A 14,993-nucleotide genomic window follows, 5' to 3' on the forward strand; every position below is an offset into this window, starting at 1 on the left:
ATGCAGACATACGTAGTAGGCGGCGCGGTACGCGATGCGCTGCTTGGCCTGCCGGTCAAGGACCATGATCATGTTGTCGTCGGCGCCACGCCGGACGACATGATCGCCCAAGGCTTCCGCCCGGTGGGCAAGGACTTCCCGGTATTCCTGCACCCGAAAACGCAGGAGGAATATGCGCTGGCCCGCACCGAGCGCAAGACCGCGCCCGGCTACAAGGGCTTTGTGTTCCACACCTCGCCGGATGTGACGCTGGAAGATGATCTGGTGCGGCGCGACCTCACCATCAACGCCATCGCCCGCGCCGACGACGGTACGCTGACCGACCCATACGGCGGCCAGCGCGACATCGAGCAGCGCATCTTCCGCCATGTCTCCGATGCCTTTGCCGAAGACCCGGTGCGCATCCTGCGCGTGGCGCGCTTCGCCGCGCGCTTCAGCGATTTCCGCGTGGCGCCGGAAACCAATGCGCTGATGCGGCAGATGGTGGAGCAGGGCGAAGTCGATGCGCTGGTGCCGGAACGCGTGTGGCAGGAACTGTCGCGCGGGCTGATGGAACGGAAACCATCGCGCATGTTCGAAGTACTGCGCGACTGCGGCGCGCTGGCGCGCATCCTGCCGGAACTGGACGTGCTGTGGGGCGTGCCACAGCCGGAGAAATGGCATCCCGAAATCGACACCGGCGTCCACGTGCTGCAGGTGATCGACTGCGCGGCCCTGCTGGAACGCGAGCTGCCGACGCGCTTCGCCTGCCTGGTGCACGACTTGGGCAAGGGCGTCACGCCATCGGAGAACTGGCCCGCGCACCATGGCCACGAAGGCATGGGCGTCAAGCTGGTGGAGCAGGTGAGCAAGCGCCTCAAGGTGCCGACCGAATGCCGCGACCTGGCCGTGATGACCGCGCGCGAGCACGGCAACATCGGCCGCGCGCTGCAACTGCGCGCCAACACCATCGTGACCTTGTTCGAGCGTTGCGACGCCTTCCGCAAGCCGGCGCGCTTCACGCAGATGCTGCTGGCGACGGAGTGCGATTCGCGCGGCCGCATCGGTCCCAACGCCAGCTATGCCGAGGCGCCGTTCCCGCAACTGGCGCATCTGGAAGCGGCGCTGGCGGCGGCGCGCGGCGTCAACGCCGGCGAGATCGCGCAATCCTGCGCCGACAATCCGCAGCGCATACCGGAGCGCGTGCATGCGGCGCGCGTGCGCGCCGTCAAGGCCGTGTTGAAGGAAGAAGAGGACGGGGAATGAGTTTGCTGGTGCTGGTGAAGGAGCTGCGCGAGCGCGACCGCCGCCGCATGCTCCGGCACTTCCTCGACCTGGAAAACAGCGACCGCCTGCTGCGCTTCGGCACCGTGCTGCCGGACGAGCAGGTCACCAACTACGTCAACCGCATCGACTTCTCGCGCGACATGGTGTTCGGCGTCTACAACCGCCTGTTCAAGCTGGTGGCGGTGGGCCATCTGGCGTTTGCGCCGCGCGAGGAAAAAAACAGCGTCACCGAAAAGGACCGCGTGGCGGAATTCGGCCTGTCGGTCAGCAAATCGGCGCGCGGCATGGGCATGGGGTCGCGCCTGTTCGAACGCGCCGCCATCCACTGCCGCAACAACGACGTCGACACGCTCTACATGCACTGCCTGTCGTCGAACAAAACCATGATGCACATCGCGAAAAAAGCCGGCATGGAAATCCATCGCGACTACGGCGAGGCCGACGCCTACCTCAAGCTGTTGCCGGCCGATCCGGCCAGCATGCTGCAGGAAGCGCTGCACGAACAGATCGCGGTGCTGGACTACACCTACAAAGCCAACAAGCGCATCGCCAGCAAATGGCTCGACCGCCTGTTCGGCCGCAAGTAATTACACCAGCGGCAGCGCCGTGGTGTCCTTGACGCGCTGCAGGGCGAACGACGATTTCACGTCCAGCACCGCCGGGTGGCGCAGCAGCGTCGCCATCATGAAGCGCGAGAAGTGGTCCATGTCTTCCACGTGCACGCGCAGCAGGTAGTCCATCTCACCGGTCATCGCGTAGCAGGCCACCACTTCCGGCCACTGCGCCACCGATTCGGCGAAGTCGGCGCGCGGCGACGGCGGCGCGTTCGGCGCACCGAGCGCGCGGGCGTTGCTGTGCGCGGCCGCTTCGCTGTGCTTTTCCAGACGCACGTTCACGTAGGCCAGCAGGCCCAGGCCGATCTTGTCCGGGTCCAGCAGCGCCACGTATTGGCGGATCACGCCCGCTTCCTCCAGCCGCTTGATGCGGCGCAGGCAGGGCGAGGGCGACAGGGCAACCAGCTCGGCCACGTCCTGGTTCGACAGCCGGCCATCGGACTGCAAAATGGACAGAATTTTGCGGTCGGTTTTGTCTAGCGCGATTTTGGTCATAAATGCCTCGGTTTTTCCGTGTTGAGGGCAATATTATTGCTCAAATTGGCCGCGCATGGGAATTGTTTGCAATTTTATGCCGCCGGTGCAGGTCTATACTGTGCCCTATTCCTATAAAGGAGACGTGTATGAAATTCCAGCCATGGGAGAACCCTATGGGTACCGACGGCTTCGAGTTCGTCGAGTACGCCGCTCCGGATCCCAAAGCCTTGGGCGCGCTGTTCGAGAGCATGGGCTTTACCGCCATCGCCCGCCATCGCCACAAGGATGTCACCCTGTATCGCCAGGGCGAGATCAATTTCATCATCAACGCCGAGCAGGATTCGTTCGCTCAGCGTTTCGCACGTCACCACGGCCCGTCCGTGTGCGCGATCGGCATCCGCGTGCAGGATTCGGCGCTGGCCTACAAGTCGGCGCTGGAGAAGGGCGCCTGGGGCTTCGACAACAAGACCGGCCCGATGGAGCTGAACATCCCCGCCATCAAGGGCGTGGGCGATTCGCTGATCTACCTGGTGGACCGCTGGCGCGGCAAGAACGCCGGTTCCCAAGGCGCCATCGGCGACATCAGCATCTACGACGTCGACTTCGTCGCCATACCGGGCGCACCGGCCAATCCGGTCGGCCACGGCCTGACCTATATCGACCACCTGACCAACAACGTCCATCGCGGCCGCATGAAGGAATGGGCGGACTTCTACGAGAAGATGTTCAACTTCCGCGAAGTGCGCTACTTCGACATCGAGGGCAAGCTCACCGGCCTGAAGTCGAAAGCCATGACTTCCCCGTGCGGCAAGGTGCGCATTCCGATCAATGAATCGTCGGACGACAAATCGCAGATCGCGGAATACCTGGACCAGTACCACGGCGAAGGCATCCAGCACATCGCGCTGGGCACGGACGACATCTACGCGTCGGTGGAAGCCATGAAGAAGGCCGACATCGCCTTCCAGGACACCATCGAGACCTACTACGAACTGGTGAACCGCCGCTTGCCGAACCACGGCGAGCAGCTGGAAGAACTGCGTCGCCTGCGCATCCTCATCGATGGTCACAGCAACGACAGCGAACGCGAACTGCTGCTACAGATTTTCACGCAAAACGTCATTGGTCCGATCTTCTTCGAAATCATACAGCGCAAGGGAGACCAGGGCTTCGGCGAAGGGAACTTCCGCGCACTGTTCGAATCGATAGAACTGGACCAGATCAAACGCGGCGTCCTGAAGGACACTGCGGCATAAACACAGCAACCGCCGGCAGCAAAGCACATAGACGGAGCACCGGCAGAATATTGGAGACAAAATGAATGCACCTCAAAAGGGCCTGCAACTAGATCCGTCCCTATCCCTGGACGAGATCACCCTTGACGACAAATGGACGCTGGAACGCGGCCGCGCCTTTATGACCGGCACCCAGGCCTTGATCCGCCTGCCGATGATGCAGCGCGAGCGCGATGTGAAAGCGGGTCTGAACACCGCAGGTTACATCACCGGTTATCGTGGTTCGCCCGTCACCAGCGTCGACATGACGGCCATGAAGGCCAAGAAGCACCTCGACGCGCACCACGTCAAATTCCATCCCGGGATGAACGAAGACCTCGCGGCCACCGCCGTCTGGGGCACGCAGCAGACCAACCTGTTCCAGGACGCCAAGTACGACGGCGTGTTCTCCATGTGGTACGGCAAAGGCCCCGGCGTCGACCGCTGCGGCGACGTCTTCAAGCACGCCAATAACGCCGGCTCGGCGAAGAACGGCGGCGTGCTGGTACTGGCGGGCGATGACCACGCGGCCAAGTCCTCGTCCACCGCGCATCAGTCGGACCACATCCTGAACGCCTGCGGCATTCCGGTGCTGTACCCATCGTCGGTGCAGGAATACATCGACTACGGCCTGCACGCCTGGGCCATGAGCCGCTACACCGGCCTGTGGGTATCGATGAAATGCGTCACAGACATCATCGAATCGGGCGCCGTGGTGGACTTCGATCCGGACCGCGTGCAGATCGAACTGCCGACCGACTTCGAACTGCCGGAAGGCGGCCTGAATATCCGCTGGCCGGACACGGTGCTGGACATGGAAGTCCGCATGAACAGCTACAAGTGGTACGCCGCGCTGGCCTACTGCCGCGCCAATAAGCTGAACAAGATCATCTGGGATTCGCCGAAGCCGAAGATCGGCATCATCACCGCCGGCAAATCGTATCTCGACACGCGCCAGGCACTGGCCGACCTGGGCATCGACGAACAAGCAGCGGCCGACATCGGCATCCGCCTGTACAAGATCGGCATGACCTGGCCGCTGGAAGCGGACGGCGTGCACGAATTCGCCAAGGGCCTGGACGAAATCCTGGTGGTGGAAGAGAAGCGCCAGATCCTCGAATACGCGCTAAAGGAAGAGCTGTACAACCTGCCGGACGGCCAACGTCCGCGCGTGGTCGGCAAGTTCGACGACACCGGCGAATGGAGCAACAAGGGCAAGACCGGTCACGGCGACTGGCTGCTGCCGGCCACCTATGAACTGAATCCGGCGCAGATCGCGCGCGCCATCGCCTCGCGCATCGCGCACTACTGCAAGGACCATCCGGTGGCCAAGCGCGTGCAGGAGCGCATCGCCTTCCTGGAAGCGAAAGAGCTGGCGCTGAAAACTCTGCCGGCCAAAGGCAATCCGCAGACCGACCGCACGCCGTTCTTCTGCTCCGGCTGCCCGCACAACTCCTCGACCAAGGTGCCGGAAGGCTCGCGCGCGCTGGCCGGCATCGGCTGCCATTACATGGTGTTGTGGATGGACCGCGAAACCTCCACTTTCACCCACATGGGCGCGGAAGGCGTGACGTGGGTGGGACAGGCGCCGTTCACCAACGAGAAGCACGTGTTCACCAATCTTGGCGACGGCACTTACTTCCACTCGGGGATATTGGCGATCCGCGCGGCGGTGGCGGCCAAGGTCAACATCACCTACAAGATCCTGTTCAACGATGCGGTCGCGATGACCGGCGGCCAGCAGTTCGACGGTCCGCTCGATCCGGGCATGATCTCGCGCCAGATCGCGGCCGAAGGCGTGACGCCGATCATCGTCGTCACCGATGAACCGGACAAATACCCGGCCGACTACAAATGGGCGGAAGGCGTCACCGTGCGCCATCGCAGCGAATTGATGGACGTGCAGCGCGAACTGCGCGACAAGCCGGGCGTATCGGCCATGATCTACGACCAGACCTGCGCGTCCGAAAAGCGCCGCCGCCGGAAACGCAATGAGTATCCGGATCCAGCCAAGCGCGCGGTCATCAACGAAGCCGTGTGCGAAGGTTGCGGCGACTGCTCGGTGCAGTCCAACTGCCTGTCGGTGGAGCCGTTGGAGACGGACCTGGGGCGCAAGCGCCAGATCAACCAATCCTCGTGCAACAAGGACTTCTCCTGCACCACCGGTTTCTGCCCGAGCTTCGTGACGGTGGAAGGCGGCGCGCTGAAGAAACCGAAGAAAGCCGCAGTGGGCGAAGGCCCTGTGGTGGAACTGCCATCGCCGGTGCTGCCATCGACCGAAACGCCGTTCGGCATCCTGATCACCGGCATCGGCGGTACCGGTGTGGTGACGGTTGGCCAGATCCTGGCGGTGGCCGCGCACGTTGCCGGCAAAGGCGCGATTGTGCTCGACATGAGCGGCCTGGCGCAGAAGGGCGGCCCGGTCATGTCGCACGTGCGCCTGGCGGATCGCCAGAGCGATTTGCATTCGACCCGCGTCGGCACCGGCAGCGCCGACCTGGTGATCGGCTGCGACTTGATCGTCACAGCCTCGCGCGACGCCTTGTCGCGCATGGGCGAGGGCCGCACGCACGCCATGATCAACTCGACCGGCTCCTCGACGGCTGCCTTCGTAAAGAACCCGGACTGGCAATTCCCGGACGCCAGCTCGCGCGGCGAAATCATCCGCGCCTGCGGCAACGAGATGGTCGACTTCGTCGATGCCGGCCAGATCGCCACGGCGCTGATGGGTGACTCCATCGCCACCAATATGTTCATGCTGGGCTACGCCTTCCAGAAAGGCCACGTCCCGCTGAGCGAAGCGGCGCTGGTGAAAGCGATTGAACTGAACGGCGTCTCGGTAGCGTTCAACAAGGCCGCCTTCAACTGGGGCCGCACGGCGGCGCACGATCTGGCATCGGTAACGAAGCTGACCGCGCCGGCCAAGGTGATCGAATTCAAGCGCATCCAAACGCTGGACGACATCATCGCCAAGCGCGTGGAGCTGTTGACGGCGTATCAGGACGCGAATTATGCTAAACAGTATAAATCGTTTGTCGACCAGGTTCGCGCGGAAGAGGCCAAGCTGGGCAAGAGCACCCGCCTGAGCGAAGCCGTGGCGCGCTACTACTACAAGCTGATGGCGTACAAGGACGAATACGAAGTCGCGCGCCTGTACACCGACGGCGCCTTCCAGCAAAAGATCGCCGGCATGTTCGACGGCGACATCAAGCTGAAATTCCACCTGGCGCCGCCGCTGCTGGCCAAGCACGACGCGCAAGGGCACCTGATCAAAAAGGAATTCGGCCCATGGATGATGAAAGCGTTCGGCGTGCTGGCCAAATTCAAAGGCCTGCGCGGCACGGCGCTGGACGTCTTCGGCTACACGGAAGAGCGCAAGATGGAACGCGCATTGATCGCCGAGTACCGTCAGACGGTGGGTAGCCTGCTGCCTAAGCTGACGGCGGACAACCTGCCGCAAGCGGTAGCCATCGCCAGCATCCCGGAAGACATCCGCGGCTACGGCCACGTGAAAGAACGCCACCTGAAAGCGGCGAAGCAGAAGGAAGCCACGCTGCTGGCAAGCTTCGGCAAACCAGCGGCCGCCACACACGCGGCCTGAGCAGGAGAAAAACCGAGGCTAGCCCTCGGTTTTTTTTCGCGCCCAATTCAGGGTCAGCTCTGTCATTCGGACAAGCAGCTAACTCTTTTGATCTTTCTCAAGATCTCCTCGCTTGAGAAAGCTATCTACAGCGCGGCTAACTGTCGTTACTGAAACCCTCGCAAAGCGTGCAATCTCTGGCATGGAATACTCCAGCGACAGGTAGGCTCGCGCCATGGCCTCCTTAGGATCCCGATATTGCGTGAAATAACTTGGTAGCGGATGAGCAATCGCCCGTCGCTGAGTACGCGTTATTTCGGTCAGGTCGCCAGGGACCTCGGTACCAGCGACACGCTGGCAGAACTTTTCGTCGCCTAGGAGCATTTGATTTCTCACCGCGACAAGTGGATTTGGCCCACCAATGCCTGATAAAACAAACTGCTGATAGACCAGCTGTGCAGCATGCCTGGTGTTGGCGAAATGGGCCAGCACCAAGTCTGACTCCAGCCACGTCGGTGCATCGCCGAGTCCAACTTTCGCGCGGTGGCTGCTCCATGGCCATTCCCCCGGCAAGGACCTTAACTTTGCCCGCACGGGATTGAGCTCGATGTAGCGGGCCAGTTCCTGCAAATAGACGTCACCCTGGCAGAGGATTGCCGTGTAGCGTCCTTGGTAGACATGCCCGACCAACTCGTGCGTGCGGTTGAAATACTGGGAGTAGTTTCCATTGAGGTAGCGCATGCCGCCGCTCAGTCGTCCGTCCACTGTCTCCACGAGTATGTGGTAGTGGTTGGTCATCTGGCAGTAGGCATGAACAATGAAGTTGAAGCGCGAGCACGTCTCCCCGAGCATGGCGAGCCATACCAGGTGGTCACTGTCAGAGCGATAAATAGCACCTTGCCGGTCGCCGCGTGCGGTGACATGGTAGAGGGCGCCGCTGTATTCGATTCGTAGAGGGCGAGTCATATCGCGAGCTTAAGGCCATAAACGCCCGGCGCGATTGCGCTCTCGCAATGAATTCAGGTAGTGGCAATTTTTCAAAGCGCGTTGATATTGCTCAAATTTTGTGTGCGCTTGTCCAAATGACAGAGCTGACCCCGAATTCAGGGGCGCACCGGAATAGTGCATAAGCTTGTGCGGAAACATTCGTTCAGTATTGTGGTCCGGCTTGTTAAGGTGGCAGCCTTTTCAAACTTGGACCACTTCAATGCAAATACAATTGAAATTGAATCCGCTGGCGGCCGGTGCGATCGCACTGCTGTGCGGCGCGGCCGGCCCGATCTCGGCGCAGGCGCAGACACAGGAACCGGTGGCGGCTACCACGCCGCCGGCCGTCGTGATCACCGGTTCGCGTATCCCGCGCGCCGGTACTGAAGGCCCTTCGGCCGTTACCGTCATCACCGGCGATGACATCACCAAGCAGGGCTACCGTAACGTCTTCGACGCGCTCACCAATCAAACCCAGAACAGCGGCTTCGTGCAGGGCGCCGATTATGGCAATACCTTTACGCCGTCGGCCAACGCCATCAGCCTGCGCGGCCTGGGCCCGAACCATACGCTGGTGCTGCTGAACGGCCGCCGCATGGCCGATTTTCCGATCGCTTACGAGGGCACGGTTAACTTTACCAACCTCGCCAACATTCCTTCGAGCGTGGTCGAACGCATCGAGATCCTGAGCGGCGGCGCTTCCGCCGTCTACGGCTCCGATGCCGTCGCCGGTGTGGTCAACATCATCCTGAAAAAACAGGCCGATGGTTATGACATCAATGTGAAAGCTGGCGGCACTTCGCGCGGCGGCGCCGGCGATCAGCGCTTGCAGTTCACCGGCGGGAAGTCCTTCGATAAACTCAATACGCTGTTCAGCGTCGAGCTGCTTGAGCGTGATCCGCTGTGGAGCGCCGACCGCGATTTCATGGCCGGCAAGGATGGCGTGGCGCCGACCTCCGTCCTGGGCCGCAAGAACGTCAGCACCGGCAAGTACGTCGACCTCGGCGACACCTGCTCGTCGCTCGGCGATCTGTTCGGCGGCAGCACCGTGAAGTACACCGCCAAGGCGGGCAGCTATTGCGCCAGTCCGAAAGTTGGTCCGACTTACTGGACCACGCAGACCAAGAACAGTAGCCAGAATCTGTTCGGCAGCGCCAATTACGAGCTGTCGCCGACCACCACGCTGTTCGCCGAGGCGCTGTTCGGCCAGAATCGCAGCACGCAGAATACGCGCGGCCCGTCGTGGACTTCGCGCTCGCTGACCGACAGCTATTTCTGGAACCAGAACACCAGCGCCTACGAGGCGTGGAGCCGCTATATCTCGCCGGAGGAAATCGGCGGCGTGGAGCGCTACAACCGCTATTGGGACGATCAGGCCAGTTCCCTGTCGTTCGGCGCGCGCGGCCTGATTCCCGGCACCACCTGGAATTATGAAGCCGGCTACACCGCTTCGCTGTACAAGAGCCAGGACCATCGCCCGCGCGCGCTGGCGAATATCGATAGCTTCTTCCTCGGCCAGCAACTGGGCGTGGACAAGAACGGCGTGGCGATCTATGCGCCCGATCCGGCCCGCCTGACCAAGCGCCTGACGCCGCAGGAGTTCGATACCATCACCGATAATTCCGTCAGCAACGACAAGTCCTGGACCAATACCCTGAGCCTGACCGCCAACGGCGATGCCTTCACGCTGCCGGCCGGCCCGGTCAAGGTGGCGGCGGTCGCGGAGTTGGGCAAGCAGGGCTTTTCGAATGCGCCGGATGGCCGCATCAACCAGGGCTACTTCAACGCCGTCACCGGCGCCGATGTCACCGCCGGCACCCGTGAGCGCTACGCCGTCGGCGTGGAGACCAATATCCCGGTGATCCAGTCCATCAACGCCACGCTGGCCGGGCGCTATGACCGCTACAGCTTCGCCGGCCGCAACGACGGCAAGTTCACCTACAACGGCGGCGTCGAGTGGCGTCCGGTGTCGCAGCTGCTGGTGCGCGGTAATTACGCCACCAGCTTCCGCGCGCCGGACATGAACTATATCTACAAGGCACGCGGCACCGGCTATTATTCGTCCACCACCGATTACTATCGCTGCGCCAAGGCCGGCCAGCCGGTGGCCGACTGCGATTTCGCCAATTACTCGCCAGGCGCGGACTATTTGCAGACCGGCAGCAAGGATCTGCGCTCCGAGCGTGGCCGCTCGCGTGGCTTTGGTGTGGTGTGGTCGCCAAGCGCGGACTTCGATGTGACGCTGGACTATTGGAACATCAAGATCGGTGACCTGGTCACCAACCTGAGCGCCGATACCCTGCTGCGCGATGAAGCAGCTTGCCGCATCAAGGGTGACCTGACTTCGCCGACCTGCGCCGATACCATCGCGCGCATCGTCCGTTATCCAGACAATGCGCTGAACAAGCCGGGCGAGATCAAGCAGATCCTGGTCAATCCGATCAACGCGGCCACCACCAATGTGGATGGCATCGATGTCTCGGCCAAGTATGTGCTGCGCACCGCCGCCTATGGCAATGTGATCACCAAGGCCAACTACTCGAAGACCTTGAACAAGCATTCGCGCCAGTTCGCCGGCGATACCTTGAACGACGATCTGACGGATCTGACCAATTACGATTGGCGCGATAAGCTGAACGCCAGCGTGACCTGGAACGTGGCGCAGTGGTCGAGCACCTTGTTCCTGCAGCGTTACGGCAAAACCCCGAACGCCGCCGGCGACGCTTACCTGACGCCGACCACCCTGGTCAACGCCAGCGTGGTGTATCGCTTGAACGAGCGCACCACGTTGTCGGTCGCGGTGAATAACCTGTTCAACAAGGTGAAGACCGATGCCAGCGCCGGGTGGCCGTACTACCCGGTCGGTAATTACAGCCCGACCGGCCGCCAGGGCTGGGTCGAGCTGAATTACCACTTCGGCAGTTAAGCGATTGCCTTGCGCTGGCTGGTGTGGCCGATGTATTCGGTCACCCAGTACAGCAGCGCCGCGCCGTTGAAGGCCGCACCGGTCAGCAGCGCGGCGTGCCAGCCGTGGGTAGCGAACATCCAGCCACCCAGCGCCGACCCCAGTGCGCCGCCGGCGAAGAACAGGGCGAAGTAGACGCCATTCAGGCGGCTGCGCACTTCCGCACCCAGAGAGAAGATGGCGCGCTGGCCCAGTACCAGGTTGGCCGCCACACCCATGTCCAGCACGATCGATGCGATCACCAGCACCGCCAGCGCCACTTCGCGCGATCCCGGCACCAGCAGCGGCAGGAAAAATCCAATCACACCCAGCGTCAGCGCGACGGCGGTTGCCGTCAGCGTATGGCCCGCGTCCGCCAGTTTGCCGGCGATAGGGGAGGCCACCGCGCCCGCCATGCCGACCAGCGCGAAGATGGCGATGCCGGTTTGCGACAGGTGGAAGGTGGGGCCGGCCAGCATCAGCGGCGCCACGGTCCAGAACAAGCTGAAGGAACCAAACAGGCCCGCATGGTAGGCGGCGCGGCGGCGCAGCACCGGCGTGTGCAGGAACAGCTGCCACAAGGAGCCGAGCAGCTTGGGATACGTGATGCTGTGGCTCGGTGCGCGCTGCGGCAGTTTGGCGCGCAGCACGAAGGCGACGATCACCACCACCACGGCGGCGCCGCCGAAGACGACGTGCCAGTTGGTGGCGTCCGCGATCAGGCTGGCCGCAGGGCGCGACAACATGATCCCCAGCAGCAGCCCGCTCACCACTTTGCCGACCGTGGCGCCGCGCGTGGCTTCCGCCGACAGGTGTGCGGCGAACGGCACGATGATCTGCGCCGCCACCGAACCGAGGCCGATGCCCAGCGCGGCGGTCAGGAACATCCACGCGCTGCTACTGATCGCGGCCAGCACCAGCATGGCCGATGTGAACAGCAGGCCGGTGAAGATCAGGCGGCGGTTTTCCAGCAGGTCGCCCAGAGGGACGATGAACAGCAGGCCGATACAGTAGCCGATCTGCGTGAGAGTGACGATCAGCCCCGCCGCCGCAGGCGAGAGGCCGGTGGAGGCGCTGATCGGGCCGACCAGTGTTTGCGCGTAGTACAGGCTGGCGACGATCAGGCCTGTCGCCGTGGCCAGCAGGGTGACCATGCCGGCGCCGATATCTTTGTTGTTCATGCTGTTGCTCCAGTGAGAGTGCGATGAGCAGAGTCTAGAGAAAAGTCCGACAAAGATAATCAGGGCATAATGCACCTATACTTTTCATATTATGTGAACAATGGACAGACTGAAAGCCATGCAGACCTTCGTCCGCATCGTCGAGGCCAATAGCTTTACCAAGGCCGCCGAGACGCTGGACCTGCCGCGCGCCGCGCTGACCGCCACCATTCAGAAGCTGGAGGCCTTCCTCGGCACCCAGCTGCTGCAGCGGACCACGCGCCGCCTGTCGCTGACGCCGGACGGCGCCGACTACTTCCGCAAGTGCCTGGAGATCCTGCAAGCGGTGGAGGATGCCGAGGGCCGGTATCGCGATCCACACGGCGCCGCAGGCAGCCAGCCGCGCGGCAAGCTGCGGGTGGAGCTGCCCGGCCCTTTCGGCCGCTGCGTGGTGGTGCCGCATATCGCGGATTTTTGCCGCAGCTATCCCGAGGTGGAACTGGTGGTGAGCTTGAACGAGCGTGTGCGCGACCTGACGGCGGAGGGCCTGGACTGCTCGGTGCGCGTGGGCGAGCTGCAGGACTCCGCGATGATCGGCCGCCCGCTGGGCCGGATGACGTTCCTCACTTGCGCGTCGCCGGAGTATCTGGCGCGGCACGGCGTGCCGCAGGCATGGAGCGATTTGCGTGCGCATCGTGGCGTGCTGCATTTCTCGGGCCGCACCGGCCGCCCTTACGACTGGGACTTCGTGGTCGATGGTAGCGTGGTGAGCACGGAGGTGCAGGGCGCCATCGCCGTCAGCGACGCCGAGGCCAATGTCAGCTGCGCGCTGCAGGGCATGGGACTGGCGCAGGTGGCGCGCTATCAGGTGCGCCAGCACCTGGCCAGCGGTGCGCTGGTGGAGGTGCTGGCCGCCACGCCGCCGACCGCGATGCCGATTTCGCTGCTGTATCCGCAGGGCCGCATGTCGTCGCCGCGCCTGCGCGTGTTTGCCGAGTGGCTGGCCGCGCTGTTGAGGAATGATGCGGATCTGCAGGCCTGATAAAATCGTGGGCCCAGGTTAAGGCGTTTGTTAATGAAATCTCTACCCCAACGGTTTTCCGCGATGACTGTCGCCGTGCTGCTTGCCGCGTGCGGCGGCGGTTCCAGCCCACCAGCACAGCAACCCGTGGTGACGCCGCCTGTCATTACGCCACCTGTTGTGACGCCGCCGGTGGTGACGCCGCCGGAGCCCATTCCGGACGATCCGCCGCCGGTGCGCGCCGACTGGCTTAACCTGCTCAATCATTGCGAAGCGCCGCGCACCGGCTTGCAGCCGAACGGCCTGCCGTACACCGACGTCCAGGGCACGCTGCAGGAAGAGCAGCGCTGGCTGCGCGCCTTCATCAACGAAACCTATCTGTGGTACAGCGAGGTGCCGACCAATCTGCACCGCGCGGACTACCAGACCGCGCTGGCCTACTTCGATGTTCTGAAGACGCCGCAGACCACCGCCACCGGCCGCGCCAAGGACCGCTTCCACTTCACCTATCCGAGCGCCACCTGGGACGCCATGACCAACGAAGGGGTGGAGCTCACCTACGGCATCACCTGGCAGCGTAATACCGACGCCAACGCCAAGCGCATGTGGGCGATCGCGCTGGTGGAGCCGGCATCGCCGGCCGCATTGGCAGGGCTGCGCCGTGGCGACACGCTGCTGACGGTCGACGGCACCTCCATCACCGACGATTCCGTCGCCGGCACCGCTGCGCTGAACGCGGGTTTGTTCCCGGTCAGCGCCGGCGAGACGCACAGGCTGGTGGTGCAGCGCGCGGGTACCACGCTGCCGGTGTCGCTGACTTCGCAGAACCTGGCCATGGCGCCGGTGCAGAACGTCAAAGTCATTCCGACCGCCAGCGGTTCGGTGGGCTATCTGCAATTCAACGACCACAACGCGGTGGCGGAAGCGGCGCTGGTGAACGCCATCGCCACCTTGCAGGCCGCCGGCATCCAGGACCTGGTGCTGGACATGCGCTATAACGGCGGCGGCCTGCTGAGCGTCGCCGGCGAACTGGCGTACATGATCGCCGGCCCGCAAGCGACCAGCGGCAAGACCTTCGAGAAGCTGATCGCCAACGACAAGCTGCCCGAGCGCACGCCGAACCGCTTCCCCACCGCCGCCGCCGGCCTGGCGCCGGCGCTGCTGAAGAAAGGGGCGGTGCTGCCCTACCTGGGGCTCAAGCGCGTCACGGTATTGACCACGCCCGGCACCTGCTCGGCCAGCGAGTCGGTCATCAACAGCTTGCGCGGGATCGACATCGAAGTGAACCTGGTCGGCGGCGAGACCTGCGGCAAGCCGTATGCCTTCGTGCCGGCGCCGAATTGCGGCACCACCTATTTCGCGATCCAGCTGCAGGGCGTGAACGACAAGGGCTTCGGCGACTATGCGGACGGCTTCAAGCCCACCTGCGCCGCCGTCGACGACCTGGCGCGCGAGGTCGGCGATCCGTCCGAGAGCCTGCTGGCGACGGCGCTCAGCTACCGCGCCAACGGCGTGTGCCCCGTCACGCCGCTGCGCAACCGCACGCCATCCGGCGCCATGCAGCTGGTGCGGCCGCAGGTGAAGGAAATCTCCATCCTCGGGCGCTAGGGCCTAAAGCGTAAAGCGGACTATAATTTCCAGCGTATCCGATGCCGGTACAGGCATCGGTC

At 63.3% G+C, this 14,993-nt stretch carries 10 protein-coding genes; 7 read left to right on the forward strand and 3 right to left on the reverse strand.

The annotated features are described in order from the left end of the window. Entirely contained in the window at positions 1-1,245 is a 1,245-nt protein-coding gene (locus ACXZ1M_RS15065) for a multifunctional CCA addition/repair protein (RefSeq protein WP_459053928.1), read from the forward strand. After that, a complete protein-coding gene (locus ACXZ1M_RS15070) occupies positions 1,242-1,853 on the forward strand; it encodes a GNAT family N-acetyltransferase (RefSeq protein ID WP_459053929.1) in 612 nt (203 codons plus the stop codon). The genes ACXZ1M_RS15065 and ACXZ1M_RS15070 overlap by 4 nt, the downstream gene beginning before the upstream one ends. Here ACXZ1M_RS15070 and ACXZ1M_RS15075 read toward each other — a convergent pair whose 3' ends face one another. Continuing rightward, positions 1,854-2,375: an Lrp/AsnC family transcriptional regulator gene (locus ACXZ1M_RS15075; RefSeq protein ID WP_373990043.1), complete on the reverse strand. Its 522-nt coding sequence runs from the start codon at positions 2,373-2,375 to the stop codon at positions 1,854-1,856. Between the two features lie 128 nt (positions 2,376-2,503). Between ACXZ1M_RS15075 and hppD the strand changes: the two genes are divergently transcribed. Beyond that, positions 2,504-3,613 carry a 4-hydroxyphenylpyruvate dioxygenase gene (gene hppD, locus ACXZ1M_RS15080; protein WP_459053930.1) on the forward strand — a complete coding sequence of 370 codons (1,110 nt, stop codon included), beginning with the start codon at positions 2,504-2,506 and terminating at the stop codon, positions 3,611-3,613. Positions 3,614-3,674: 61 nt separating this feature from the next. Further along, complete coding sequence (locus tag ACXZ1M_RS15085; RefSeq protein WP_459053931.1) at positions 3,675-7,232, forward strand: indolepyruvate ferredoxin oxidoreductase family protein; 3,558 nt, start codon at positions 3,675-3,677, stop codon at positions 7,230-7,232. Between the two features lie 78 nt (positions 7,233-7,310). Here the strand turns inward: ACXZ1M_RS15085 and ACXZ1M_RS15090 are convergent, their stop codons facing one another. Beyond that, complete coding sequence (locus ACXZ1M_RS15090) at positions 7,311-8,177, reverse strand: transposase (protein WP_459053932.1); 867 nt, start codon at positions 8,175-8,177, stop codon at positions 7,311-7,313. A 241-nt stretch (positions 8,178-8,418) separates the two neighbouring features. On the opposite strand from ACXZ1M_RS15090, the gene ACXZ1M_RS15095 reads away from it, so the two are divergent. Then, complete coding sequence (locus ACXZ1M_RS15095) at positions 8,419-11,124, forward strand: TonB-dependent receptor plug domain-containing protein (protein WP_459053933.1); 2,706 nt, start codon at positions 8,419-8,421, stop codon at positions 11,122-11,124. Here the strand turns inward: ACXZ1M_RS15095 and ACXZ1M_RS15100 are convergent. After that, positions 11,121-12,323, reverse strand: a complete 1,203-nt coding sequence (locus tag ACXZ1M_RS15100) for an MFS transporter (protein ID WP_459053934.1) — start codon at positions 12,321-12,323, stop codon at positions 11,121-11,123. The genes ACXZ1M_RS15095 and ACXZ1M_RS15100 overlap by 4 nt on opposite strands. A gap of 100 nt (positions 12,324-12,423) precedes the next feature. On the opposite strand from ACXZ1M_RS15100, the gene ACXZ1M_RS15105 reads away from it, so the two are divergent. Then, positions 12,424-13,344, forward strand: a complete 921-nt coding sequence (locus ACXZ1M_RS15105) for a LysR family transcriptional regulator (RefSeq protein ID WP_459053935.1) — start codon at positions 12,424-12,426, stop codon at positions 13,342-13,344. Between the two features lie 33 nt (positions 13,345-13,377). After that, positions 13,378-14,931 (forward strand): S41 family peptidase, encoded by a 1,554-nt coding sequence (locus ACXZ1M_RS15110; RefSeq protein WP_459053936.1) that lies wholly within the window; start codon positions 13,378-13,380, stop codon positions 14,929-14,931. The last annotated feature ends 62 nt before the right edge of the window (positions 14,932-14,993 follow it).

It is taken from the genome of Duganella paludis (genome assembly GCF_054461335.1).

Coding starts and splice junctions, on each gene's coding strand:
- ACXZ1M_RS15065 (WP_459053928.1), top strand. CDS start 1: ATGCAGACATACGTAGTAGGCGGCGCGGTACGCGATGCGCTGCTTGGC.
- ACXZ1M_RS15070 (WP_459053929.1), top strand. CDS start 1,242: ATGAGTTTGCTGGTGCTGGTGAAGGAGCTGCGCGAGCGCGACCGCCGC.
- ACXZ1M_RS15075 (WP_373990043.1), bottom strand. CDS start 2,375: ATGACCAAAATCGCGCTAGACAAAACCGACCGCAAAATTCTGTCCATT.
- hppD (WP_459053930.1), top strand. CDS start 2,504: ATGAAATTCCAGCCATGGGAGAACCCTATGGGTACCGACGGCTTCGAG.
- ACXZ1M_RS15085 (WP_459053931.1), top strand. CDS start 3,675: ATGAATGCACCTCAAAAGGGCCTGCAACTAGATCCGTCCCTATCCCTG.
- ACXZ1M_RS15090 (WP_459053932.1), bottom strand. CDS start 8,177: ATGACTCGCCCTCTACGAATCGAATACAGCGGCGCCCTCTACCATGTC.
- ACXZ1M_RS15095 (WP_459053933.1), top strand. CDS start 8,419: ATGCAAATACAATTGAAATTGAATCCGCTGGCGGCCGGTGCGATCGCA.
- ACXZ1M_RS15100 (WP_459053934.1), bottom strand. CDS start 12,323: ATGAACAACAAAGATATCGGCGCCGGCATGGTCACCCTGCTGGCCACG.
- ACXZ1M_RS15105 (WP_459053935.1), top strand. CDS start 12,424: ATGGACAGACTGAAAGCCATGCAGACCTTCGTCCGCATCGTCGAGGCC.
- ACXZ1M_RS15110 (WP_459053936.1), top strand. CDS start 13,378: ATGAAATCTCTACCCCAACGGTTTTCCGCGATGACTGTCGCCGTGCTG.